Below are 24,896 nucleotides of genomic sequence, written 5' to 3'. Positions count from 1 at the left end.
CTCCCGAGCCGTCACTGAGCTGCCGCAGCCGGTTCTGGGACCGGGACGACATCTGCTGTGTGGTACTGGAACACGAGTCGAGCAGGCACCGTCCCTGCAAGCACCTCGTCGACGGATGAGTTCACCTGCTGCAGCTCGCGCGTCTCCGTGACGACCCTGGTTCGGCCGGCGGCGTGCAGAGCGAACACCTCGGCGAGATCCTGTCGGGTACCGACGATGGAGCCGATGATGCTGATGCCCTTCAGGACCGTGTCGAAGACGGGTATGGTCAGCTCCCCTCCTGCTGGCAGTGAGACGAGAACAAGCCGGCCCCCGCGATTCAGCGCATTGAACGCCTGATCGAAGACAGGCGGGGCGACGGCGAGGACAACGACGACGTCAGCCCCACCGAGATCCCGGATAGCCTGGACCGGATCCGTCTCCCGTGCGTTGACGACGTGATCCGCGCCCAACTCTGTGGCCAGCTCGAGTTTCTCCGTCGTCACGTCCACGGCGATGACTTTCGCACCCACCAGGCGCGCGTACTGAACAGCGAGATGCCCGAGTCCGCCGACACCGAAGACGACGACCGTCTCCCCCGCGATGACGTGCGCATTCTTGATCGCTGCATACGTCGTGACTCCGGCGCACGTGAGAGGTGCGGCATCGAGCGCGGTGACGCCGTCAGGAACGAGAGTCGCAAAGCGCGCGTCTGAGAGCATGTACTCGCTGAATCCTCCGTCGACGGCGTAGCCGTTGTTGTACTGGTGCTCGCAGAGGTTCTCTCGGCCGCTGACGCAGTAGCGGCACTCTCCGCACGCGTGACCGAGCCAGGGCATCGCCACGCGCTGCCCGACAGTACGGCCGGTCACCCCGTCGCCGATCTGCTCGATGATCCCCACTCCTTCGTGACCCGGCACCAGAGGCAGGTTCGGCTTCACTGGCCAATCTCCGTGCATGGCGTGGATATCGGTATGGCAGAGACCGCAGGTTTCCAAACGGACCAAGACCTGCCCCGCACCGGGCTGTGGGATCGGACGTTCGTCGACGTGCGCCGGTGAACCGAACTCTGAGACAACTGCTGCTCGCATCATTCCTCCTTGACGGGCTGGGTACGCTCGAAGTCTTTCGCTGAGCAGGCGCGCCAATCGGGTCGAAGGTCCTTCGACGCAGCGTCGGCGAAGCCATTGAGTGACGTACACGGCCTGGGGCGGACGCGGAGCCCCCTTCATCCAGGCGATGAGATCGCCGGCATCAGCATGAGCGGACATCGCATCGATCGTCGCGACCTCGGCCCTGATCGGCAGCATTCCGCTCGCGGAGACGATGATCGGATGCCAAGATCAGCACCACTCCCCCGCGATGGGCCGTGCGTGTCACTATGTCACGCAGCTGATCTTCGGGATTGACCGTGCTGTCTCGGCGATCTCCATAGGTCGGCTCTGTGACGAGCACGTCCGCTCCTCCGAACGGCTGCGGTGCGCGCATGAGCGGGTCGTCGGATCGGCCGAGGTCGCCGGTGAAGGCGAGGGTTGCGCCTGAGGTCGTCCGCGCGTGACGCGTATTCGTGGCGTTCACATGTGCACGCGCGTCGAGGGGCCTGTCAGCGCCCGCGTTGTTGTCGCGATCTCACGGCCCCAGCGCAGTGCGCGGTCATGCTCGTCCGGGAGAAGACGACTGTCCTTATCCACGAGGAAGCTCTCCGCTGGGAGTACCTCGAGCAGCCCGTGCTTCTTCAACCGCCTACCGATCGCGGATGACGCAGCGCCGGTGAAGATACGGGGCATGTCGACACGAGTATCGAACGCCACATAACCGTGACGCGCGGCGGGCGGCAGCTCGATCCACTCTCTGACCCCTGTGATCAGACTCCCATTCTCCAGCGCCAGGCGCCTCGAGGGATTGTGCGCCCATCGTTCGGCTTCCGTGCGTGATGCCGGACTGCTCAACGAGTGTGCGTGGGTGGGAGCGCCAACCACGAGAACATCGCATTCCGGGAGCGCGGATGCTCTCGCGACGGGCACGACGGTCACCGGCATGTGCTGTTCTCGGATGCCGTCCGCGATCGTCTCTGCAATGAGACGAGTATTGCCGAACAGCGATTCGTAGACGATCGCGATCATCGGCCCCGGGGTCGGCGAGCTGTTCGCTGTCACGATTCCTTCTCCTCGTGCATCAGAGCGGTGATATCGATGGGCTGGGTGGGCGGGAGCGCAAGGTCAGCGGGCCGAACCTGCAGGGGTGGAAGGACGGTGAAGATCGAGTCGTTCATGGTGCTCCTTCAGCAGCGATGGTGTCCCCTCCTTTCATCGTTTCCTCTCACGAACTCACCGGGCAGTGCCAAAGGTCCCCCGGCTGACGTGGTGACGTCGGGTCCTTGGGCCGCCTACCCGCCCCTTCGTGCTCATCTGGCTCCCCGCTTGCTCTGGAGCGTTTGGCACAGCCGACCGCCGCTCGGTCTACGGGCGGGCGCGACCTTTCTTCTCTTCTGTCGCAAACACGGCAGCTTGGGTGCGGCGTTGCATGCCGAGCTTGGCGAGGAGCCCCGAGACATAGTTCTTGACGGTCTTCTCGGCGAGGCCCAGACGCTCACCGATCTGACGGTTGGTGAGCCCCTCCGCGATCAGCATCAGCGCTTGGCGCTCTCTGAGAGTCAACTCCACTGATGGCGATTGAGCACCCGCTACTCGAGCCTCAAGCTTGCGGTGCACGCCTTCGGAGACTTCCGTGGGGATGAGGTTCTCGCCCCGCGCTGCACGATGGATCGAGTCGACGAGGTCCGTTCCACGGATCGACTTGAGCACGTATCCGGATGCACCTGCGATCACCGCCGCGATGCTTGCAGCATCGTCGTCGAATGCCGTCAGCATGAGGCAGCGGATCTCGGGGTGGTCGGATCGAATGAGTCGGCACAGATCTACCCCATTGCCGTCAGGAAGGTTCACATCGAGGACGACGACGTCCGGGATCGTCGCTGAGACACGGCCGCGAGTCCCCTGCACCGTGCCGGACTCCCCCACAACCTCCAGGCCTGGGTCTGCATCGATGATCTGCGCGATGCCGCGGCGAACGATTTCATGATCGTCCACGAGGAAGACCCGCGTCATGAGGATCCCTGCGACGGCGATCCGAGCGGCACGCGCCAGCGTATCCGCGTGCCTCCCGCGCTTCGCCGCTCTATTTCGCACGCACCGCCATGCGCGTGCGCGCGCATGCGGAGGTTCGCAGTACCGCTGGACCGAGGCAGCTTCTCGGGGACCCCGACTCCGTCGTCTTCCACGAGAACTGTGACGAGCGACGCGGTGGCGGAGACGCTGATCTCGACGCTGTGTGCATGGGCGTGACGAGCCACGTTGCTGAGAGCTTCTCGCACCACCGCGATGATGTCATCCGCGAGGCTTCCTGTCACCAGCAGATCGACGGGGCCTGCGAAAGCGATTCGGGGCGGACTCTGAAGCAGCGGCGCGAGGTCGTTCGCTACGTCGATGAGCCGATGTCGAACGGATTCGGGGTCGGAGGTCTGAAGAGTGAATATCGCAGTCCGGAAATCGGCGATCGCAGCATCGATCTCTGCCACCTGGGCACTGATGGCGGCAGCGTGTGCAGGCAACCGTGCGGCAAGCGCCTGCAGGCCAAGACCTGTGCCGAACAGCCGCTGGATGACGTTGTCATGAAGATCTCTCGCGATACGAGCGCGCTCTTCGATGAGATCCAAACGCTGGCGATCGCCCCGGGCCTGGGCAAGCGCGAGGACGAGCCCCGCCTGCGCTGCGAACTCAGCAAGAGTGGAAAGGTCCTCGGGTGAGAACCGACGACCGCTCTCATCGCGTGTCACGCATAGTGCACCGACAGGTGCACCCGTGACGATGAGTGGCACGGCCACGGTCGATCCGCCATTGTCCTGCTGCTGCTCCGAGAGAATCCCCGTAACTCCGTCGGCCACTACGACACCTCCGCCGGTCATCGCGGCTGAGATCAGGGAAGTATCGGCAGGTACCTCGGCCCCCTCGAGAGATTCGGCGCCGGAGCCGCGGGCGGTCTCTATGCGGTAGTCCTCCGTGAGCGGATCCGACACCACGATGCACACCACATCGGCGTCGACCAATATCGCAACGCGTTCGGCAAGAACACCGAAAACGTCTCCCGCGTCGGGCGACAGAAGTGCAGCATTGATCTCCGCGAGTGCACCGCTCAGCCGCTGCAGCCTGCGGGACTCCTCGAAGCGTCGCGCGTTGTCGATCGCGATCGCCGCTGTCGATGCGAGGGCGAGCACGAGCTCTTCATCCTCTTCCGAGAACGAGCCTGCGGCTGGGTTCGTGAGATACAGATTTCCGTAGATCTCACCTCGCACGCGAATCGGCACCCCGAGAAAGCTGCGCATCGGCGGGTGATGTGCGGGGAATCCGACGGACCGCGAGTCTTCTCCGAGATCGTCGAGCCGGATCGGATGTTCGCTTTCGATGACTGCCCCGAGAATGCCCAGCCCCTCCGGAAGATGCCCGATCTGTTGGGCCACCTCCTCCTTCATGCCCACATGAATGAATTGTTCGAGGCCTCCGTCGCGGTCGATGACGCCGAGCGCGCCGTACTGCGCTTCCACGAGGGCGACGGCTGCTTCAGCGATATGACGGAGCACATGCTCGAGTTCGATGTCCTCCACCACAGCCTGATTGGCGCGCAGAAGGCTTCTCAGTCGTCCCTGATCCATGAGGACGAGATGCGCACGATTCAACGACTCCCCGATCGTGTGCTCTCGATCCGTTCGGCTCCGGCCAGGCCGTTGGAGGTGATCGTCGGTCATCACATTCCCTTCCGGGCTCCCGCTGGTGCTGACATTACTCTCACACACAGCCCGCGGGACCTTCGCCTCTGCGCAGGCAGTGGTGCGAGTCGCACCATCGTGTGAGTGCCCGATCTGATCTGTGAAGGCGATGCACACATGCCCGCTCGATATGTACTTGGCGTCGGCGATTCCGACGCGGTCGCCGCCGGGCGGTGGGCTGAGACCCACGCCCATAGTGCTGGCGTTCCGTTGGTGAGGGTGCACGTCGGTGGTGAAGCGACGTATCGACCGAAGGGTCCTGTGCGAGGCGCAAAGGAAACGGACATGGTCCATATCGTCGGGAGGGTTCCCGAAGCGCTCGCACGATTCGTGACCGTCGACGACGTTCTGGTCATCGGCACGGGCAAGACCGGCTTCATCTACAGCCGTGTCTTCGGCACGGTGAGTCTGCAGATCGCTGCCGAGGTGCAGTGTAGCGTGGCAGTGATCCCGTCCATCGATCTACGGTTCAGAAAGGGAATCGTCGCCGGTGTGAAGGACGACGACCTCATGCATCCAATCATCGGCGCAGCGGCCCGTGAGGCGCGTGCCCGACAGGAGCCGATCGAGCTCATCCACTCGTCCTTCAGCGGGGTGATTCCCGCGATGGTCGAAACGCGCGCGATCATGGCGGCTCGCGTCGCTGCCGTGGAGAGCCTGGTCGATGCGGACACCGTGGTTCGCACGCGCTACACGCACCGCCCGCCCGCGGAGGCACTGCTCGACGCCTCGCGTAACGCCGCACTTCTCGTCGTAGGGGCAGGGCACCCACGTGGCGCCGGGCACGCGCTCGGCGCTGTGACGCACGACGTCCTGGTGAATATCGATGCCCCTGTCCTCGTCGTGCGGCTCACTGCAGCCGCTGACGGCTGACGCTCGTATGGGCAGGGGTGGTATGCCCGAAGCACCACCCCTGCCCACGTCCCCCCTCGGCGCCGCCCTTCCTCGTTTGCCAAGGCCCCACACCCGGCGAACGGTGAAGCCCCATGAGAGGCGGCTGACCACGACCCTCTCGGGTGCGATGCCGGAGCGTCGACGCGCTATCCACCCCAGGGCGGAAGATGCGGAATGGGTTGCGGCTTATCCGCCGTCCGCATCCCTGGTGCACCATGATCGACGTGTTCGTCAGGTGCGCGCCTACCCGACGCGGAAGAGGATGAGCCGGTCCTCCGCGTCGAGGAGGAACTGCGGACCCGAAAGCGGCGGCCCGTCACCGTGTCGGGGACGAGGCGCACGTAGTTGTGCTTCGCGGTGGGACTTCTTGACTCAAGGGTGAGAACTCCGGAGGCTTCGATGTCGGCGTCGTTGTCCATGCGCGTCGCGTGTCCCCGGATCACTATGCTCCACCGGAAGGCGCCATCCACCCCGTCGATCTCGAGAGCAACATCCGGATGCCGAGCAAGACTTCTCAGCTTGGTCCCGGGCGCCGATCTCATGAACACGCTGCCCTCGTGCACCAGGTAGTTCAGGGGGAACAGATCCGGGCGACCGTCAATGCTCTGAATCGCAAGGCGCCCGAGCGAGTTCGCCTCGATCAGTTTCCAGCAAGCGGCCGTTCCGATCTCTTCCACGCCTGCTGACGCAGCCGTTTCCGGCGCCGTCGGTGTATCCCGGTAGTACGGGTTGGGGTCATCGTTCGCCATGGCGGGTCTCCTGCGCATCCGGTCTTCGCATCAGTCGAGGACGTGTCGTCGTCGCTGGTCAAGACGCGTCCATTCAATCGCCACGCCTCGCTGTGAGCAGGGTCGAAAGTCCCGAGGGTGCGTCACCGCGCAGCTGTACTCTGTGCTTACCCATCAGTGTGAGGGGATCGGAGGACGACATGTTCCGGATCGTTCTCGTAGACGATCATGAGATGGTGCGGCGCGGGATCGCGGATCTCCTCGGGACGCAGTCTGATCTCAGCGTCGTCGGTGAAGCAGCAACGGTTCACGATGCGCGAACGGTCGTCGCCACGACTCTGCCGGATGTGGCGGTCTTGGACGTGCACCTCCCCGACGGCAGCGGCATCGATCTGTGTCGTGAGATCCGCCAGACGCACCCGCAGGTGCAGTGCCTGATATTCACCGCATTCGATGATGACGATGCCTTGTTCGCTGCCGTTCTCGGAGACGCGGCCGGCTACCTGGTGAAGACGCTCCGAACCGATGAACTACTCCGCTCGATCCGAGCTGTCGCGCAGGGACAGCGACTGATCAAACCCTCGATGGTGCGGCATGTCGCTGGCACCGTCGATCGTGCCGACACTGCCGACCCTCGCTTCGGTGCTCTGAGCATGCGCGAGAAGGAGGTCCTCGCCCTCATCGCCGAAGGGCTCTCAAACCGACAGATCGGCGACCGGCTCGGCCTCGCGGAGAAGACCGTCAAGAACTACGTCTCATCTCTGTTGAACAAACTGGGCCTTGAGCGGCGCACGCAGGCGGCGGTGCTTCAGGCCGGGAGAGCCAGCCGCGCGTGCGACCATCGCGCCCCGTAGGTGCTGTCGTACTTCTCATCCGGTTCAGATCGACCGCTCTTCATCGCGGACATCATCTCTTGCCGATCGCTCTGGCTCCGGCCATTGCCAGTTCCTGATCTCAGGTGCGTCTTCTCCATGGAGCCGCGTGTAGGCCCGAGCTCGCACGCGCGCGTCCTGCATCTCCTGACGCAGGACAGCCTGACGGGGTCCGAGGCGGGGCACATGGTCGATCACGTCCATCACGAGGTGGAAGCGGTCGAGGTCGTTCATCATCTCCATGTCGAACGGGGTGGTCGTCGTTCCTTCTTCGATGTACCCGCGGACGTGGAGCTGGTCGTGGCCGTGTCGACGGTATGTCAGACGATGGATCAGCCACGGGTATCCGTGGTAGGCGAAGATCACGGGTCTGTCCATGGTGAAGATCGCGTCGTATTCTCGATCGCCGAGGCCATGCGGATGCTCACCCTCGGTCTGCAGGCGCATGAGATCCACGACGTTCACCACACGCACCTTCAAGGACGGAAGTCGCTGGCGCAGGATGGACGCCGCCGCGAGGACCTCCAAGGTCGGCACGTCGCCCGCCGCAGCGAGCACCACATCCGGTTCCTCGCCAGCACGTTCGGAGCCCGCCCAGTCGAAGATGCCGAGCCCACGGGTGCAGTGCTCGATCGCCGCATCCATCCCGAGCCAGTTCGGTGCAGGCTGCTTTCCCGCGACGACGACGTTGACGTAATCGCGTGAGCGCAGACAGTGGTCGTAGGTCGAGAGCAGGGTGTTCGCATCGAACGGGAGGTACACGCGTACGACGTCGGCCTTCTTGTTGACGACATGGTCGATGAATCCGGGGTCCTGGTGTGAGAGTCCGTTGTGGTCCTGGCGCCAGACGTGTGAACTGAGCAGGTAGTTCAAGGAGGAGATGGGCCGCCTCCAGGGGATGCTCCGGGTGGTCTTCAGCCATTTGGCGTGCTGATTGAACATCGAGTCGACGATGTGGATGAACGCCTCGTACGAGTTGAGGACGCCGTGGCGTCCCGTCAGCAGGTACCCCTCGAGCCAGCCCTGACACTGGTGCTCGCTGAGCATCTCCATGACCCTGCCGGTGCGCGACAGATGATTGTCGGCATCCATCGGCAGCGACTCCGCGTTCCACTGTTTGTCGGTCACCTCGAAGACCGCATCGAGCCGATTGGATGCCGTCTCGTCGGGACCGAAGATGCGGAAGTTCTCGGGGTTGGCCGTGATCACGTCCCGAAGCCAGCCTCCGAGGACGCGGGTGGCCTCGCTCACCGTGGCGCCGGGGCTCGGCACGTCGACGCCGTAGTCGCGGAAGTCCGGGAGTCGTAGTTCTTTCCTCAGCAGTCCGCCGTTGCCCACCGGGTTCGCACTCATCCGGAGCTCTCCGTCTGGAGCCAGTGCCGTCACCCACTCAGCGACTGCGCCGTTCTGATCGAAGAGCTCCTCAGGCCGGTAGGACAGCAGCCACGATTGGAGCAGCTGCGTGTGCGCTTCGGTGTCACGCGCATCACGTAGAGGCACCTGGTGTGAGCGCCAGTTGTTCTCCGCCGGATGCCCGTCGATCTCGCGCGGACATGTCCACCCTTTCGGCGTGCGCAGGATGATCATCGGCCATGCCGGCCGGGTGTGGAGAGCACCGGCCGCGGCATCCGCCTTGATCTGTGCAATATGGTCGAGCACGTCGTCCAGCACGAGCGCGAAACGTCGATGCACGTCCATCGGGTCTTCACCGTCAAACCCGCCGGAGACGAGATACGGAGTGTGCCCGTACCCACGCATCAGGGAGAGCAGCTCCTTCTCAGGGATACGTGCGAGCACCGTCGGGTTGGCGATCTTGTACCCGTTCAGATGAAGAATCGGTAGGACGACGCCGTCGTGCACCGGATCGAGGAATTTGTTCCCATGCCAGCTCGTTGCGAGCGGCCCCGTCTCCGCCTCGCCGTCTCCGACGACCGCAGCGACGAGAAGGTCGGGGTTATCGAATGCGGCGCCGTACGCGTGAGAGAGGGAATAGCCCAGTTCGCCGCCCTCATGGATCGACCCGGGAGTCTCCGGTGCCACATGGCTCGGGATTCCTCCGGGGAACGAGAACTGGCGGAAGAGTCTGCGCAGTCCGTCCTCGGAGTGGTCGATGCTGTTGTAGACCTCGCTGTACGTGCCGTCCAAGTAGGCGTTCGCGACCATTCCTGGTCCCCCGTGTCCTGGCCCGGCGATGTAGATCGTGTGGAGAGTGCGTTCCCGGATCACTCGGTTGAGGTGGGCGTAGATGAAGTTCAGTCCCGGGGTCGTTCCCCAGTGCCCGAGGAGTCGAGGCTTGATGTGCTCGGGCCTCAGAGGCTCGCGGAGAAGCGGGTTGTCGAGAAGGTAGATCTGCCCGATGGACAGATAGTTCGCCGCCCGCCACCAGGCGTTCAGAACCTCCAGGGTCGACGCCGCAGGGTGGCCTCCGGTTCCGTGGGGCCACGCGGATGTGGCGGCGTTGTCGACCCGACTCTCGGTCTGCGCGGGCAAGGAAGTCCGAGATGCGTCCATGCACGCAGTCTTGCCCGGGGACGGCCTCGGGATAGAGCCGAAGGTCCCTCGCCGGTGCCAACACAGCCCACGCGATGACGGGACCTTGGTCCCCCGGCTCGATGAGGCCCCGGGGCACGATGAGAGCGAGACCGGAACCTCTCAGGACGGGAGAATCATGACCGAGATCGAACGCTCACCGACACGACAGCTGAGCGAGGATGAGTGCTGGGAACGTCTCGCTCGAGCCCCCTACGGCCGGATCGCCTGCGGTGCGGCCGGTGAGATCGACATCTTCCCGATCAACCACAAGACCGACGGACGAACGATCATCTTCCGCACCTCGGCAGGAACGAAGCTTCTCGAGCTGACGATCCGCGAGTCGGTCGCTTTCGAGATCGACGGGTACGACGAGCATGAAGCCTTCAGCGTAGTGGTGAAAGGGAGAGCCCAGGAGTTCGACCGAGACGCCGATGTACTCGCGGCAGAACGACTGGGCATACACCCCTGGGCCCCGGAAGAGAAAGACCGCTGGGTGCGTATCGAGGCATCCGACGTTCGCGGCAGGGTCTTCGATCTTGAGGTGCCGAGCGCGCCCTGGTCCGTCAAGGGTGACGCTGAGGACACACAGTAGAGCCGACGCCGATCTTCTGCGTGTGACCTTTGGCCCAGTGGCGCAGAGCCAAGAGCAGGATCGTGAAGCTATGTCGAACGCACACTCACACCGCATCGTCGTCGGAGTGGACGGATCTGAATCGTCTATCGACGCCCTCCGCTACGCAGCACGTCTCGGTAAGGCGCTCAAGGAGCCTCTGCACGTCGTCACGACCTGGACCGCTCCCCCGATCGATCCGTACTCGGCGATCGAGTGGTCACCCTCTGAGTTCGCCCGCGAAGCTCTGGACGAAACGATCCAAGGAGCATTTGCCGGAAACCCACCGCACGACCTCACCAGTGAGGTGCTGCTCGGATCGGCCGCGCGAACCCTGATCGGTCTCAGCAGCGAGGCATCGATGCTGGTGCTCGGCAGCCGCGGACACGGCGGATTCGTCGGGCTCCTCCTGGGATCGGTCAGCGCGGCCTGCGCGGAACACGCCCACTGCCCCGTGCTGATCGTCCACACGAAGAAGGCGGTCGACAGCGAGTCCTCTCGGTCATCTTCCGACGAAGCCCTGGACTCTTGAGACCTGGCCACGATGCTCGACGCAGTGCGTGCGTCGCGTCGCCCGCGGGATGCCACTAGCGGACCACGACGGTGGCCGTCGCAAGGCGGACGAGGACTTCTTCGCTCGTGGACCCGAGAAGAAAGCGAGCGATCGCTCCTCGCCCGTGAGACCCCACCACCGCCAGTCGGGATTCCGTTGCCCGGTCGCTGATCGTCAGACCGGGACTTCCTCTTTCCACCACGCGATGGACCACGAGGTCCGGATACTTCTGCCCGATGCCCGCCAGTGCGATGGCGAGTGTCTCTTCTGCCGCCTGCTGCATCCCTGACAGGTAGGTCGATGGATAGCCGTGCATGCCCAAAGGCAGCGGAACGGTCGTCCATGTCGTCACAGCCGTGAGTACGTCGCCCGCTTTGTCAGCCTCCTCGGCGGCGAACTCGAGAGCTCGCTCGGAATCAGCTGATCCGTCGATGCCCACGACAACGCCGCTGCGGTCGGTGAGATCGATGTCGGGCACCAGCGCAACCGGACTATGAGCGCCCGCCGCTATGCGGACACCGTGCAGACCGCGTCGGTGCCCTTTCGACGGATGGCGGTGGTCGCTTCCGATGACGAGCAGGTCGCATACCATCGAGGCGTCGATGAGTTCGCCGACCGGATTATCCCCGGCCCAGGTCAGCGTTTGCAGATTCCACAACACACACCTCGATTCGAAGGCTGGAGCGCCATGATCGACCGATTGCGGCTGGTGTCCTTGTGGGTGCTGATCGCGCTGGCGATCTTCCAGGCCGTATCCGCATTCGCCGGAGGGATCGGCCTCATCGCGACGGCCGGGCTCGGAATGCCTCAGTCCTTTCTCGACGACGGCCCATTCAGATCGTTCGTATGGCCCGGTGCGATACTCATCGGCGTGGTCGGAGGATCCCCAGCGCTTGCAGCCGGACTGTTGTTGGCGCGCAGAGAGTCTGCGCTGCTCTGGTCGGCCGTGGCGGGGTTCGGCATGATCGTCTGGATCTTCACCGAGACCGGGATGGTCCGCGGCATGTCCTGGCTGCAAGCGCTCTACTTCGCCACAGGCATTGCCCAACTGGTGATCGTGATGGCGATGCTCGGAATTGCAGCCTGGTTCCCGCGAGCCTCGTTGTCACCTGCGGTGGCGGCGGACCGGAGTCGAGAGGACCTTCGGCCCCCGTCTGGCGCCGAAGAACGCGCACGGTGAGAAAAGATAGGAGCGATCATGTCCACGAACCTCCCTCGAGTCGAGGCGCACGACGCCGACTCCGACGCGCAACCGGTATCAGTCGAAGCGTCCGATCGTTCCTTCATCGCCACGTGGATGTTCGCCTGGCTTCTAGGCTTCCTCGGAGTCGACAGGTTCTACCTCGGCAAGACGGGCACAGGAATTCTCAAACTCTTGACCGCCGGCGGCTTCGGCATCTGGTGGCTCATCGATCTGATCCTGACACTTGCTGGGGTGCAACGCGATAAGGCAGGACGCTTGCTTCCGGACTTCGCTGAGCACAAGATGATCGCCTGGATCATCACTGCCGCAGGGTTCGGCCTCTGGCTTGTCGTGGCGGCGATCTCCGGCATCTTCGAGCGGATGCCGGACCAGTTCTGGCCGATGATGCCGTGGTGGTACGCCCCCTGAACGTTCAGCGTGGCGGGTGCACGCGACTCCACGCCCCGTATTGTCGCGCTGCGGCCGACGCACACGAGATCGTCCGTGAGCACGAGAGTGAGACCGTCGGCTGGCCGCGCTGTGTCGCATGGAGCGCAGCGAATCCGTCTGACGGAGCGAATACGCTGGTCACGAATACGCCGGGTAACCAGTAACGCGATAACACCGCTCCCCGCCTGCTCACCCAGGCCGCTTTCACCACGGCGTCCCTCTGAGATCGATGTCGCCATGAGGCCATGGGCGGTTCTGAGGTTCCGTGGCTGCGGCGAACACGAGGATGGGTCCTGCGGCAGACGTCACGGTCGCGTGCGGGTCGCTCAGGGACACGTGCCGCTCGACTGCGTGAACTCGTGACCAACCCGTCCGCTCGTAGAACGGAACGACTTCTTCTCTGCATCCGAGGTAGCCGAACTCGACGTGGTCATCGTCGCGCATCGCGCTCTGGGCGTGGGACATCACTCGCCGCCCGACTCCGCCGGAGCGATGCGCCGGGTGCACGAGGACTCCCCCTGTGCCCGCGACCGCGATCTCCCGCGTGCCGACATGTATCCGTCGCCGTTGGAATCCTACGTGCGCCACGGCTGCCGAGCCCCGAAACATGATCGTGTGCACGTCCGCCGGCGAATATCCGTACGGGCAGTCAGGATCCCATGGTCCGTGCTCCGAGGAGTATTCGATGTCGAACAGAGTGCTCAGCGCAGCCACGTGCGACTCCGACAGGTCGCCATGCTCGATGACGATGAGTTGCTCGCCCGGCATCAGGATTCCCGCCCCGCGGCCGGTCGCGGGCGTCTCTTGATGGATCGCAACGGTCAGGATGTTGCGACCATGCTCGCCCGGCGTCATTTCGCGGCCTGAATCGACAAAGCCGAGCTTCTCCAGGACCCGTCGTGACGCGATGTTCCACTCCCAGACGCTCGCCCAGATTCGTGCGAACCCGGCGGACACTGCCCAGGCGAGCACGGCACGGCCCGCCTCCGTCGCATATCCGCGACCGTGTACGTCGCGCAAGAGCTCGAAGGCGATCTCCGGCTCCTCGACTGAGCCGTTGCCTTCGAAGATGAGGCCGCAGTGCCCGCAGATATCACCAGTGGAACGATCGGCCACAGTCAGGAGATCCGAGCGGGCGCTCTTCGCTCCCGCAATATGCGTGGCGATGTCTGAGACGGTCGGACGACCGTCGGCATCGAGCTTGCGGTGTGCGGGCACCCTTTCATCCCGTTCGCCCCACAAACGATGGAACACCTCTGCGTCCCCGACCTCCTGAGGTCGCAACGTCAGGCGATCCGTGCGCAGAGTGGCCTCTCCCAATGCTCCTCGTGCTGCGCGGATCGTCAACTGCGGCGTCGGCTCCAGCCCGATGTCGGGGTCGCTGCGGTTCACCGGGTCTCGCCGTGGCGCGTGGCGCTGTTCTCGTCGCGCCCCCGCCGGACCATGCATACGAGTCCCTCGCGGACGTCCCAGGATGCCACGCGAGCGAACCCCCGTGACTCGTAGAGTCTCAGAGCTGCAGAGCGCCACTCCCACACCGAGAGACGGATCGGCACCGGTGCCAGCGCCAATGCGGCGTCGAGGAGGGCCGACCCCACTCCCCGCCCGCGAACGCCGGGGTCCGCCCACAGACGTTTGATCTCCGCCTCGCCCGCCGCGGTTCTCACAACCACCACGCCGACAGGACGCTGCTCGACCTCCGCGATCAGCACCGTGCAGTCCGCGTAGGCCCCACGGGGGTCCCTCACCTCCCGCTCGTACTGCGATGGAAGAACGTCAGCCGGCGACGACGATTCGCCGCCACCATGCTCGAGCTTCTCTCGTTCGGTCTGCATCAGATACGCGCTCACGAGGTCAGAGACGACCCGCGCGTCGTCGTTTTCGAGGGACGATCCCCGAACCACGGGTGCGGACGGGGCGGAATCCTCGCGCGAAGGATGATCAGGCTGCGAAGTCACACACCCATTCTGTCGTCACTGCGCGGCCCAGACTCCGAGTTCGTTGCCGCTCGGGTCGAGGAAGTGCAGTCGTCGACCACCGGGGAACTCGTAGGGACCCTGGGTGACGGCGCCGCCGGCCTCGGTGATCGCCCGCTGCGTGGCGTCGAGATCGTCGGAGTAGAGCAGTACGAGCGGCCCGCCGGGCGGACGCCCCTGGTCAGAGAGCAGCAGACCGCCCACCTCCGATCCGTCTCCGGTCAGCGACGCGATACCCGCGTACGCGGGACCGTAGTCCACGAAGACCCAGCCGAATGCATCTCGGTAGAAACTCTTCGCTGTCTCGAGATCATTGACGACGAGCTCGACGTAGTTGAGGGAGTGGTGCACGGGTTCAGGTGTCATGCGGCCACGGTAGCGAGAGCATCGGACATCCGGCACCCCTGATCGATCAGTCCGAGCGTCGGGAGACTCTTCGACCAGGAGTACCGTGGGAGGAGTGCAACAGGTTCCCCGCTCCCCCGTGACCACCCCGGGATGGAGAGCCTGGCTCATCTGGGGCGTGGGCGTCGCGGCCTACGTTCTCGCCATCACCAACCGCACCTCGCTCGGCGCCGTCGGAGTAGAGGCCGCCGATCGATTCCAGGCCGATGCGTCGACTCTCGCGCTCTTCGCCGTGGTGCAGCTCGCCGTCTACGGTGGCATGCAGATTCCCATCGGCATCCTGCTCGACCGCTTCGGCTCGCGCCCCATCATGACGATCGGCATGCTGCTGATGGCAGCAGGCCAGCTCACGATGGCCCTCTCCCCCGGCATCGGGATCGCGATCTTCGCCCGCATCCTGCTCGGTGCAGGTGACGCGGCGATCTTCCCGGCAGTGCTCCGCCTGGTGGCGACCTGGTTCCCCGCGCAGCGCGGACCGATCATGGTGCAGTTCACCGGCATCATCGGTCAGGCGGGCCAGCTGATCGCGCTCGTTCCGCTCGCCGCTCTTCTGCACGCGACCACGTGGACGATCACCTTCGGCAGCATCGCAGGACTCGGCGTCCTGTTCACGATCCTCGTCGTGCTCGTCATCCGCAACCACCCTGCTGAGCGTGGTGCCGATGTGACCGTCAACACCGACACGGGCGTGATCCGTGTGGTCACCTCGGCGATCGATACGGGGGTCGGCATCCGAGCCGCGTGGGCGCACCCCGGCACTCGGCTCGCCTTCTGGTCGCATTTCACCACGCCGTTCGCCGGCACCGCCTTCATCCTGCTCTGGGGAATGCCGTTCCTCACCGCCGCTCAGGGCCTCGACACCGCGCACGCGGCGGGGATCATCTCTGTGTACGTGGTCGCCGGAATGGCGCTCGGTCCCATCATCGGCGACCTCTCGCGTCGTCTGCCCAATCAGCGCTCTCTCGCACTCGTGCTGCCCGCTGTCGGGGTGCAGTTCATCGCCTGGGTGGCTGTGCTGGCGATGCCAGAGCCCGCTCCCCTCTGGCTGCTCTATCTGCTCGCTGTGGCTCTCGCGACCGGAGGTCCCGCGAGCATGATCGCCTTCGACCACGCCCGCACGCACAATCCGTCGCACCGCCTGAGCACCGCGACCGGCGTGACCAACGCGGGCGGGTTCATCGCGGCTCTGATCGCGATCTTCCTCATCGGTCTCGCGCTCGACCTGCAGGGCGCGGGGACGCCGGAGACCTACTCGCTCGATGCCTTCCGGATCGCATTCCTCATGCCCATCCCGCTCTGGATCCTCGGCGTCACCTTCATCCTGATCGAGCGCAAGCGGACCCGCATCAGGATGGGCTTGGATCCCGAGAGGCGACGCTGACTGCGTCGGGCATGATCCGAACCACTACATGGTGAAGCTGATCGACCGAGGGTGATGTCACCGCCCGGGTCCCCTCAACGGCGTCCATCCGAAGGGCACTGGTCCGTCGACCACCGCCCGCTCACGATCTGCTCGCGCTGACCAGCCCTGCGCCTCATCAGGTGTGTCGAAGGCACCTCGGGCGACACGGAGGCCGACGTCCTCGTGCTGCATCCGTGGTCCTCCCCCTCGGCGTACCGATGCCCGGACGCTCCAGGAGTCGTCGGCGAATCCGCCACCGCGGAACACCCGGTAGTCGCCGTAGCGGGCCGGATCCAGGAGATCCCAGCACCATTCCCAGACGTTGCCGAGAGTGTCGAAGAGGCCGTGCAGGTTGGGCAGCTTGCCACCGGCATCCTGCGGGACGGAGACCGCATCGGCGCTCGTCCACGCCGCATCGGCGAGAGGCGCGTAATGAGGACCGACCGAACCCGCCCGGCAGGCGTACTCCCACTCAGCCTCGGTGGGCAGCCGATACCCGTCGCCCGTCGCGTCCCAGCTGACGTCTTCACCGTCGAACCGATAGACCGGGTCGAGGCCCTCCCATTCGGAGGCCGCATTGCAGAAATGGATCGCGCGCAACCAGCTCACATCGACGGCGGGCCGCCGCGGATGCCGTGACGCGATGGGAAGGATCTCAGCGAGCTGTTCTTCGGTGATCGGGAACACACCGATCTCGAAGTCCTCGACCTCGACGGTGCGCTCGACCTTGCGGCGCGCGTCATGCAGCGTGACCGAGCCGCCTGTGATGCGGCGCATCTCGATGTCGGTCACGCGTTCGGGACTCTCTCGACCCAGTCGGGGTACTTCGCCGCGCGTCCGTCACCGGAAGAGGTGCGCGTGACGCGCCGTCTGACCCAAGGACCCACGAATTCACGGTAGTAGGCGAGACCGGCGGGCCCGCCGGCGGTGAGAGCGGTCGGAGACCACCACGTCGACGGCGGCTCGAACCCCAGACCGTGCAGAACCCGTGCGGCGACACGATGGTGACCGGCGGCGTTCATGTGGAGTCGGTCGTCCGACCAGTACTTCGCGTCGGCGAGCTCTCGATCCGGCCAGTTCAGTGCCCGCACGACGTCGTCGCGGCCCTCGACTCTGCGCAGCACCGCGTCGGAGAGCAGATCGCCGCGGCGTTGCACGAGCGACCCCATCGGAAGCTGGCCGCTCGGATTCGCCCCGGAGAGAAGGATGAGGGTGACGCCCTCTTCATCGCACCGACGCAGGACCCGACTGAACGCATCAGCGATGTGCTCGAGGTCGGTCCTCGGTCGGAGCATGTCGTTGCCGCCGCCGTTGAACGACAGATGCGTCGGACGCAGCGCGAGCGCGGGTTCGAGCTGCTGCTCGACGATCGGCCAGGCCAGCTTGCCGCGGATCGCGAGGTTCGCGTAGCTGATCGGGTGACCGACGGCATCGGCCCAGCCCTGAGCCACGAGGTCCGCCCACCCTCGTTCACGGCCGTCGGGCAGAAGATCACCCACTCCCTCGGTGAAGGAGTCTCCGATGGCCACATAGCGTACTTCGGTCACCTCGACAGCCTATTCCCGCGCGCGGACACCGAGGCGTTCAACGGTCGTCGAGGGCCATTCCACGGCGATCCACCAGGCCCCATGCAGCAGCCGCCGCGACGAGGAAGCACGCGCCGAACACAGCGAACAGCATCGGCGCGCCCCCGGCGACGAGCAGGATCGGCACGGCCAGCGGAGCGATGATCGACGCGATGCGTCCGACTCCCGCAGCCCAGCCCGCTCCTGTCCCCCGCAATGATGTCGGGTAGATCTCCGGAGTGACGGCGTACAGCGCACCCCAGGCCCCGAGATTGAAGAAGGAGAGGGCCATGCCCGAGGCGATGATGGCGGCCTCGGTCGTCGACGTTCCGAAGAAGGCAGCCGATACGGCCGAACCGACGAGGAAGACCGAGAGCGTCGTGCGCCTGCCCCACACCTCGATCAGCCACGCGGCGACCGCATAGCCCGGGAGCTGAGCGAGGGTGATGATGAGCGTGAACCCGAAGGACCGCACGAGATCGAACCCTGCATCGACGAGGATGCTGGGGATCCAGATGAATGCGCCGTAGTACGCGAAGTTCACGCAGAGCCAGACGATCCAGAGGCAGACGGTGCGCACGCGGAACTCCGCGTTCCACAGCGTGGTCAATCGTGCGCGTGTGGTGATGGCGATCGCGCGGGACGCCGGCTCCCTCTTGATCGCCGGCGCCGGCTCCATGCCCGCGTCCGCCTCGAATGTCGCGACGATGCGGTCGGCCTCGGCGATGCGCCCGCGCGAGGCAAGCCACCGCGGCGACTCTGGAAGCCCCCACCGGACGACCAGTGCATAGATCGCCGGGATCGCGCCGAGCGCGAACGCCCAGCGCCAGCCGTCGTCGGATGCGGGGATCACGAAGAACCCGATGAGCGCGGCCGCCGTCCACCCCAGCGCCCAGAATGCTTCGAGAATGACGATCAGTCGGCCTCGGATACGAGCGGGTGCGAACTCGCTGACGTAGGTCGAGGCCACGGGCAGCTCGGCGCCGAGGCCCAACCCGACCAGGAACCGCAGCACGAGGAGGGCGGCGAGACCGCTCACGAGCGCGCTTGCTCCCGTGGCGATGCCGTAGATCAGCAGCGTCAGTGCGAAGACCTGACGACGACCGAGTCTGTCGGCGAGCAGGCCGCCGAGGGTGGCGCCGATCGCCATGCCGATGAAGCCGACGGATGCGATCCACCCGGCATCCGTCTTCGTCAGGCCCCACTGCTGGGTGAGCGCTGCGAGGATGAACGAGATGAGCCCGACGTCCATCGCGTCGAGGGCCCAGCCGACCCCCGAGCCGGTGAGCAGACGCAGGTGTCGGCGCGTGAACGGGAGCTCGTCGAGACGCCCGGCGATCGACGCCCGGCTCGGCAGCGCGGTGTTGGCCATTCCTTCATCGTAGAGGGGCGCGCCGCGGTGCCGAGCTGTGCGTCAGTCGCGGTCTGCGAGCAGCCGCCGCACTCGAGGGATGACCTCGGAGCCATAGAGTTCGATGCTGCGCATCATCGCATCGTGTGACAGCGTGCCGGTGGCGTACTTCATGTCGAAGCGGCCGAGCCCGAGCGTCGTGACGGTGTCGGCGATCTTGGCCGCGACCCGGTCGGGCGAGCCGACGTACAACGCTCCCGCCGGCCCCACGTCGTTCTGGAACCGAGCGCGGCTGTACGGAGGCCATCCGCGCTCGCGACCGATGGTGTTGTTCATCGCCTCGAACCCGGAGTACGCGGCCTCCCACGCTTCCTCATCACTGGCAGCGATGTGGCCCGGTGAATGCACGGCGATCGGGTGCGACGTCGTGCCGAAGGACGCCACCGAGCGGTGGTACAGGTCGACGAACTGACGGAAGCGACCCGCGGGGCCCCCGATGATCGCGAGCATGAGGCCGAGCCCGTGGCGAGCTACCCGCACGACGGACTCGGGGCTGCCGCCCACCCCGACCCAGGTGCGCAGACCGTTCTCCGTCTTCGGGAAGACGTTCGCGTCCTCCAGCGACGCGCGCATCGATCCCGACCACGTCACCGGCTGCTCCTTGAGCAGCTCGACGAAAAGCTCGAGCTTCTGTTCGAAGAGAGCGTCGTAGTCGCGCAGGTCGTAGCCGAAGAGCGGGAAGGACTCGATGAACGATCCCCGGCCGAGCACGACCTCAGCTCGTCCGTTCGAGAGGGCGTCGAGGGTGGCGAAGCGCTCGAACACGCGCACCGGGTCGTCCGAGGACAACACGGTGACGGCGGTGCCGAGGCGGATGTTCTTCGTGCGACCCGCGATGGTGGCGAGCACCATCTCTGGCGCCGACACGGCGAACTCCGTGCGGTGGTGCTCCCCCACGCCGAAGAAGTCGACTCCGACGCTGTCGGCGCGCTCTGCCTGCTCGACGATGTTGCGGATCGTCTGCGCGCCGGTGAGAAGCTCACCGTCCGCGCCTCTCGTGATGTCGCCGAAGGTGTCCAGCCCGAACTCGATGCTCATGTCAGCCCTTTCTATTCAGCTGAATGAACAGCGGTCGCGCTCTGAGCATTCCCTCAGCGCGTCAGAAGTGCCGTTCGGAGCGTGTCGAGGCCGACGCCGCCCATGTCGAGTGCCCTCTTGTGGAACTCTTTCACGTCGAAGTCCGCGCCCCGTTCGGCCTGGTACGCCTCGCGGACCTGTTCCCAGATGCGCTGCCCGACCTTGTAGGACGGGGCCTGTCCCGGCCAGCCGAGGTAGCGGTTCACCTCGAACTGCACGAACTGGTCAGGCATGTTCACGTTCTTACGCATGAAGTCGAGCGCGTAGTCGGCGTCCCAGATGCCCTCGCCATCGAGACGCGGCTTGCCGAGGTGCACACCGATGTCGAGCACGACACGTGCAGCACGCATCCGCTGTCCGTCGAGCATGCCCAGTCGGTCGGCCGGGTCATCGAGGTAGCCCAGCTGCTGCATCAGGCGCTCGGCGTACAGCGCCCAGCCCTCCGCATGGCCGGAGGTGCCGGCGAGCAGTCGCCGCCAGGAGTTGAGCTCGGTGCGGTTGTAGACCGCCTGCGCGATCTGCAGGTGATGCCCCGGGACGCCCTCGTGATAGACCGTCGTCAGCTCACGCCACGTGTCGAACTCGGTGACGCCCTCGGGAACCGACCACCACATGCGTCCAGGACGCGAGAAGTCATCGGTCGGACCGGTGTAATAGATGCCGCCCTCTTGCGTCGGCGCGATCATGCATTCGAGAGTGCGAATCGCCTCAGGGATGTCGAAGTGCGTTGCGCCCAGCTCTGCGACGGCGCGGTCGCTCGTCTCCTGCATCCACTTCTGGAGAGCGTCTGTTCCGACGAGCTTGCGGGCGGGGTCGGCCTCGAGGTGCGCGACGGCCTTTTCGACCGAGGCCCCGGGGAGGATCTCGTTCGCGATCGCCGTCTGCTCGGCGACCATGCGCGCGAGTTCTTCACGGCCCCATTCATAGGTCTCATCGAGATCGATGGTCGCTCCGAGGAACCGGCGGGAGTTCAGCGCATACAGCTCGCGGCCGACGGCGTCGACCTCCGTCGCGACGGGAGCGAGCTCCTCCGCGAGGAAGCTCCGCAGTTCGTCGTACGCCACTCGCGCCGCAGCGGAATTGTCGGCCAGAGTGCGCGCGAGAGATGCGGGGAGGTTGCCCTCCTGGGGAGTCGCTTCGGCCACGAACGCGGCGAAGAATCCGTCGTCAGCGGTGTACCGATCGATCTGCGTCGCGACCTCGACCACCTGACGCCGAGCGGGGGTGACTCCGGCGGCGATGCCTGCACGGAGTGTCTCGGTATATCCGCGGAGGGCCTCGGGAACGGCGGCGAGACGCGTCGCGATGACGCTCCAGTCGTCCGCTGTGGCCGTCGGCATCAGGTCGAAGGCCGACCGCACGTCCTGAGCGGCTGAGGCGATCACGTTGAGGTCGCGCAGGTGCCACTGGGCGTCGTGCAGCTCGAGATCCAGGCTGAGCTCCGCCGAGAGGTCGGTCTTGGTGACCTCGTCGATCGCGTCGACCGGGTCGAGTGCCTGAAGCTGCGCGAGCGTCGATCGCGTTGCAGAGGCGATCTGCTCGTGGCCCTCAGGACTCAGATCGCCGAACCGGTCGTTGACCTCGTCGCGACCGATGTAGGTGCCGAGCGTCGGGGTGAGCACCGCGATGGTGTCGACCCACTCATCGGCGACTCTGTCGATGGCTGACGGGATGCGGGGAGCTGAAGTCATCCCTCCAGCGTAGCCCCGCACCCCCGGCGCAGGATATCGGTGTGGCGCGCGGTCGGACTCTGCCTCGCCGCCGTCACCACTCGACTCTGGCGCTCAGTGCGCGGCCTCGTTCCAGTCGCGTCCCCGCCCGACCTGCACGTCGAGGGGTACGGTGAGAGTCGCGGCGTCGCCCATACGGCTCCGCACGATCCGCTCTGTCGCCTCCCACTCCCCCGGTGCCACTTCGACGACGAGTTCGTCATGGATCTGCAGGAGGGCACGCGACGCGAGCCCCTCGGTGCGGAGGTCCTCGTGGATGTGCAGGAGCGCGATCTTCATGATGTCGGCTGCGCTTCCCTGAATCGGTGCATTGAGTGCTGCGCGCTCGGCGTTCTCGCGAAGAACGCGGTTCGGGCTCGCGAGGTCGGGGAACGGGCGGCGGCGGCCGAAGATGGTCTCGGTGTAGCCGACCTCCTTGGCCTTCATGACCGATGCCCGAAGGTAATCGCGCACCGCTCCGAACCGTGCGAAGTACTCGACCATCAGCTGCTTCGCCTCGGACTGCTCGATGCGGAGCTGCTTCGACAGGCCGAAGGCCGAGAGGCCGTAGACGAGGCCGTACGACATCGCCTTGACCTTCGTGCGCATCGCGGGCGTCACGTCACTGGGTTCGACACCGAACACCCGTGCACCGACGAAGCGATGCAGGTCTTCACCGCTGTTGAACGCCTCGATGAGACCTTCATCGCCGGAAAGATGTGCCATGATCCGCATCTCGATCTGGGAGTAGTCGGCGGTGAGCAGCGATTCGTAGCCCTCTCCCACCTGGAAGGCACTGCGGATGCGACGGGACTCCTCGGTGCGAACCGGGATGTTCTGGAGGTTCGGATCGGTGCTCGACAGACGTCCGGTCTGGCTGCCGGTCTGCACGTACGTCGTGTGCACGCGGTGATCGGCCTGGATGGCGGTGTCGAGCGACTCGATGATCTGACGGAGCTTGGTCGCCTCACGGTGCTGCAGCAGCAGCCCGAGGAACGGATGCGGGTGAGACTCCTGCAGATCGGCGAGCACCGCGGCATCCGTGGAGTACCCGGTCTTCGTCTTGCGGGTCTTCGGAAGCTGCAGGTCGTCGAACAGCACCTCCTGCAGCTGCTTCGGGGACCCGAGATTGAACTCGCGACCGACGATGCCGAACGCCTCCTGAGCGAGGCCCTCGGCGCGTGTCGCCAGCTCACCGGAGAATGTCGAGAGTACGTCGTGCGACACCGCGACCCCGGCCACTTCCATGTCGGCCAGCGTCAGGAGCGTCGGAAGCTCGATGTCGGTGAGCACGCCGGCGACGGACTCGGGGATGTCCTCACGCAGCGCGGTGGCGACGCGGAGCGCGAACCATGCCTCCTGGGCGGGGGTGGCGCCTTCGGTCTCAGGAACGAGCTGCGTCGGGTCTGCCTCAGGCAGTTTCTCACCGAGATAGCGCTCGACGAGGTCGCCGAGCGTCTTGTCGGGGAAGCTCGGACGCAGCAGCCAGCCCGCCAGACTCGTGTCGTACGCCAGGCCGCTGAATCGCACCCCCAGTCGGAGCAGGGCCTTCACCTGCGGTTTCGCGTCATGGAGCACCTTCGGACTCGTGGACTCGAGCCACGGACGCAGGACATCGACGACGTCGTCGCTCCAATCGAGTTCACGGAGTTCGCCGCCGGACGCGGCACCGAGCCTCGTCGGAGCCCCGCCCTGAACGACGATCCGCAGAGCGATGTCGTCTGTCTGCGCCTCTGCCCAGCCGACGAACTCCGCCGCGGTGACCTGGGTCGGCTCGGGCAGCACCACTGCGGTCGTCGTGTCGTCGGCCACCTCGCCCGCGCCGACGGCCTCGAACACGCGAGGCAGCAGCGTGCGGAACTCGAGACGGGCGAAGATGTCGCGCACGGCCTGGGCGTCGATCGGTGCGACGGCGAGGTCGTCGGGCGCGACGGGAAGTTCGACGTCACGCAGCAGCCGGTTGAGCTGCCGGTTGCGGCGCACGTCTTCGATGTGGTCGCGCAGATTGCCGCCCACGACGCCCTTGATCTCGCCTGAGCGCTCGAGCAGATCGTCGAGCGAGCCGAACTGGGTCAACCACTTCACGGCCGTCTTCTCGCCCACCTTGGGCACACCCGGAAGGTTGTCGCTCGTCTCTCCGACGAGAGCCGCGATGTCGGGGTACTGCTCGGGCCGGACTCCGTAGCGCTCCTGAACCGTCACCGGGTCGTACCGCTTGAGCTGCGAGACGCCCTGCACAGACGGGTACAGCAGTGTGACCTCGTCGGTGACCAACTGGATGGTGTCGCGGTCGCCGGAGACCACGAGGACGTCGTACCCCTGCTCGGCGCCCTGCGCCGCGAGGGTCGCGAGGATGTCATCGGCCTCGACGCCCTCTTTCGTGAGCACCGGGATCGACATCGCTGCCAGGCAGTCCTGCAGCAACGGGATCTGCCCGCGGAACTCCTGCGGCGACTCGGAGCGCGTCGCTTTGTACTCGGGGTAGACATCCGTGCGGAACGAATGGCGCGAGGTGTCGAAAGCGATCGCCATGTGCGTCGGCTGCTCGGCCTTGATGAGGTTCACCAGCATGGACAGGAAGCCGTAGATGGCGTTCGTGTGCTGATTGTCTTTGGTCGTGAAGTTCTCGACCGGGAGGGCGAAGAAGGCACGATAGGCGAGCGAATGGCCGTCGACGACCATGAGGGTAGGCTTTGCGGAGTCCGTCACCCTGTCAGCCTAACGAGGA

General features: G+C 65.5%; 23 protein-coding genes. 7 read left to right on the top strand and 16 right to left on the bottom strand.

Annotated elements, in window-relative coordinates; translation table 11 throughout:
* Nucleotides 1-11 precede the first annotated feature (11 nt).
* From ACIOU8_RS02590 to ACIOU8_RS02575, 4 genes are all read right to left on the bottom strand, one after another.
* Nucleotides 12-1,070: a zinc-dependent alcohol dehydrogenase gene (locus tag ACIOU8_RS02590; RefSeq protein WP_400786860.1), complete on the bottom strand. Its 1,059-nt coding sequence runs from the start codon at nucleotides 1,068-1,070 to the stop codon at nucleotides 12-14.
* A 483-nt stretch (nucleotides 1,071-1,553) separates the two neighbouring features.
* Nucleotides 1,554-2,135: a flavodoxin family protein gene (locus ACIOU8_RS02585; protein ID WP_400785503.1), complete on the bottom strand. Its 582-nt coding sequence runs from the start codon at nucleotides 2,133-2,135 to the stop codon at nucleotides 1,554-1,556.
* A gap of 303 nt (nucleotides 2,136-2,438) precedes the next feature.
* Nucleotides 2,439-3,086: a response regulator gene (locus ACIOU8_RS02580; protein WP_400785501.1), complete on the bottom strand. Its 648-nt coding sequence runs from the start codon at nucleotides 3,084-3,086 to the stop codon at nucleotides 2,439-2,441.
* Complete coding sequence (locus tag ACIOU8_RS02575) at nucleotides 3,083-4,687, bottom strand: GAF domain-containing protein (RefSeq protein ID WP_400786858.1); 1,605 nt, start codon at nucleotides 4,685-4,687, stop codon at nucleotides 3,083-3,085. Before ACIOU8_RS02575 ends, ACIOU8_RS02580 begins: the two co-directional genes overlap by 4 nt.
* Nucleotides 4,688-5,086: 399 nt before the next feature.
* Between ACIOU8_RS02575 and ACIOU8_RS02570 the strand changes: the two genes are divergently transcribed.
* Nucleotides 5,087-5,674 carry a universal stress protein gene (locus ACIOU8_RS02570; RefSeq protein ID WP_400785499.1) on the top strand — a complete coding sequence of 196 codons (588 nt, stop codon included), beginning with the start codon at nucleotides 5,087-5,089 and terminating at the stop codon, nucleotides 5,672-5,674.
* A 167-nt stretch (nucleotides 5,675-5,841) separates the two neighbouring features.
* Here ACIOU8_RS02570 and ACIOU8_RS02565 read toward each other — a convergent pair whose 3' ends face one another.
* Nucleotides 5,842-6,444 carry a pyridoxamine 5'-phosphate oxidase family protein gene (locus ACIOU8_RS02565; protein WP_400785497.1) on the bottom strand — a complete coding sequence of 201 codons (603 nt, stop codon included), beginning with the start codon at nucleotides 6,442-6,444 and terminating at the stop codon, nucleotides 5,842-5,844.
* 179 nt (nucleotides 6,445-6,623) lie between these two features.
* Between ACIOU8_RS02565 and ACIOU8_RS02560 the strand changes: the two genes are divergently transcribed.
* On the top strand, nucleotides 6,624-7,277 hold the full coding sequence (locus tag ACIOU8_RS02560; protein ID WP_400785495.1) for a response regulator: 654 nt from the start codon (nucleotides 6,624-6,626) through the stop codon (nucleotides 7,275-7,277).
* A gap of 24 nt (nucleotides 7,278-7,301) precedes the next feature.
* Here ACIOU8_RS02560 and ACIOU8_RS02555 read toward each other — a convergent pair whose 3' ends face one another.
* Nucleotides 7,302-9,806, bottom strand: a complete 2,505-nt coding sequence (locus tag ACIOU8_RS02555) for a phosphoketolase (protein WP_400785493.1) — start codon at nucleotides 9,804-9,806, stop codon at nucleotides 7,302-7,304.
* Between the two features lie 157 nt (nucleotides 9,807-9,963).
* Between ACIOU8_RS02555 and ACIOU8_RS02550 the strand changes: the two genes are divergently transcribed.
* Complete coding sequence (locus tag ACIOU8_RS02550; RefSeq protein ID WP_400785491.1) at nucleotides 9,964-10,419, top strand: pyridoxamine 5'-phosphate oxidase family protein; 456 nt, start codon at nucleotides 9,964-9,966, stop codon at nucleotides 10,417-10,419.
* Nucleotides 10,420-10,489: 70 nt separating this feature from the next.
* Entirely contained in the window at nucleotides 10,490-10,969 is a 480-nt protein-coding gene (locus ACIOU8_RS02545; RefSeq protein WP_400785489.1) for a universal stress protein, read from the top strand.
* A gap of 55 nt (nucleotides 10,970-11,024) precedes the next feature.
* Here ACIOU8_RS02545 and ACIOU8_RS02540 read toward each other — a convergent pair whose 3' ends face one another.
* Nucleotides 11,025-11,468, bottom strand: coding sequence for a universal stress protein (locus ACIOU8_RS02540; protein WP_400785487.1), 444 nt, complete (start codon nucleotides 11,466-11,468; stop codon nucleotides 11,025-11,027).
* A gap of 15 nt (nucleotides 11,469-11,483) precedes the next feature.
* On the opposite strand from ACIOU8_RS02540, the gene ACIOU8_RS02535 reads away from it, so the two are divergent.
* Nucleotides 11,484-12,170, top strand: coding sequence for a hypothetical protein (locus ACIOU8_RS02535; protein WP_400785485.1), 687 nt, complete (start codon nucleotides 11,484-11,486; stop codon nucleotides 12,168-12,170).
* A gap of 18 nt (nucleotides 12,171-12,188) precedes the next feature.
* Nucleotides 12,189-12,602, top strand: coding sequence for a TM2 domain-containing protein (locus ACIOU8_RS02530; protein WP_400785483.1), 414 nt, complete (start codon nucleotides 12,189-12,191; stop codon nucleotides 12,600-12,602).
* A gap of 225 nt (nucleotides 12,603-12,827) precedes the next feature.
* On the opposite strand, the gene ACIOU8_RS02525 is transcribed toward ACIOU8_RS02530, so the two are convergent.
* The 3 genes from ACIOU8_RS02525 to ACIOU8_RS02515 all read right to left on the bottom strand — a co-directional run bounded on the left by ACIOU8_RS02525 (nucleotide 12,828) and on the right by ACIOU8_RS02515 (nucleotide 14,965).
* Nucleotides 12,828-14,015, bottom strand: coding sequence for a GNAT family N-acetyltransferase (locus ACIOU8_RS02525; protein WP_400785481.1), 1,188 nt, complete (start codon nucleotides 14,013-14,015; stop codon nucleotides 12,828-12,830).
* The gene (locus tag ACIOU8_RS02520) at nucleotides 14,012-14,473 is read right to left on the bottom strand and encodes a GNAT family N-acetyltransferase (RefSeq protein ID WP_400785479.1); all 462 of its coding nucleotides are present in this window, start codon (nucleotides 14,471-14,473) and stop codon (nucleotides 14,012-14,014) included. Before ACIOU8_RS02520 ends, ACIOU8_RS02525 begins: the two co-directional genes overlap by 4 nt.
* Before the next feature lie 123 nt (nucleotides 14,474-14,596).
* Nucleotides 14,597-14,965, bottom strand: a complete 369-nt coding sequence (locus ACIOU8_RS02515) for a VOC family protein (protein ID WP_400785477.1) — start codon at nucleotides 14,963-14,965, stop codon at nucleotides 14,597-14,599.
* A gap of 94 nt (nucleotides 14,966-15,059) precedes the next feature.
* Between ACIOU8_RS02515 and ACIOU8_RS02510 the strand changes: the two genes are divergently transcribed.
* Nucleotides 15,060-16,385 (top strand): nitrate/nitrite transporter, encoded by a 1,326-nt coding sequence (locus ACIOU8_RS02510; protein WP_400785476.1) that lies wholly within the window; start codon nucleotides 15,060-15,062, stop codon nucleotides 16,383-16,385.
* 57 nt (nucleotides 16,386-16,442) lie between these two features.
* Here ACIOU8_RS02510 and ACIOU8_RS02505 read toward each other — a convergent pair whose 3' ends face one another.
* The 6 genes from ACIOU8_RS02505 to polA form a co-directional block, all read right to left on the bottom strand.
* Nucleotides 16,443-17,183, bottom strand: coding sequence for a formylglycine-generating enzyme family protein (locus tag ACIOU8_RS02505; RefSeq protein ID WP_400786856.1), 741 nt, complete (start codon nucleotides 17,181-17,183; stop codon nucleotides 16,443-16,445).
* 11 nt (nucleotides 17,184-17,194) lie between these two features.
* On the bottom strand, nucleotides 17,195-17,953 hold the full coding sequence (locus ACIOU8_RS02500; RefSeq protein ID WP_400785474.1) for an SGNH/GDSL hydrolase family protein: 759 nt from the start codon (nucleotides 17,951-17,953) through the stop codon (nucleotides 17,195-17,197).
* A gap of 37 nt (nucleotides 17,954-17,990) precedes the next feature.
* Nucleotides 17,991-19,343, bottom strand: a complete 1,353-nt coding sequence (locus ACIOU8_RS02495; protein ID WP_400785472.1) for an MFS transporter — start codon at nucleotides 19,341-19,343, stop codon at nucleotides 17,991-17,993.
* 42 nt (nucleotides 19,344-19,385) lie between these two features.
* Nucleotides 19,386-20,420 carry an LLM class flavin-dependent oxidoreductase gene (locus tag ACIOU8_RS02490; protein WP_400785470.1) on the bottom strand — a complete coding sequence of 345 codons (1,035 nt, stop codon included), beginning with the start codon at nucleotides 20,418-20,420 and terminating at the stop codon, nucleotides 19,386-19,388.
* A gap of 53 nt (nucleotides 20,421-20,473) precedes the next feature.
* Nucleotides 20,474-22,150 carry a DUF885 domain-containing protein gene (locus ACIOU8_RS02485; RefSeq protein WP_400785468.1) on the bottom strand — a complete coding sequence of 559 codons (1,677 nt, stop codon included), beginning with the start codon at nucleotides 22,148-22,150 and terminating at the stop codon, nucleotides 20,474-20,476.
* Nucleotides 22,151-22,243: 93 nt separating this feature from the next.
* Nucleotides 22,244-24,850 carry a DNA polymerase I gene (gene polA, locus ACIOU8_RS02480; protein ID WP_400786854.1) on the bottom strand — a complete coding sequence of 869 codons (2,607 nt, stop codon included), beginning with the start codon at nucleotides 24,848-24,850 and terminating at the stop codon, nucleotides 22,244-22,246.
* Nucleotides 24,851-24,896: the final 46 nt, after the last annotated feature.

The sequence above is a fragment of the Microbacterium sp. NPDC087589 genome, from assembly GCF_044743635.1.
Lineage (GTDB): Bacteria > Actinomycetota > Actinomycetes > Actinomycetales > Microbacteriaceae > Microbacterium.
This window is presented reverse-complemented; position numbering and strand designations above follow the sequence as displayed.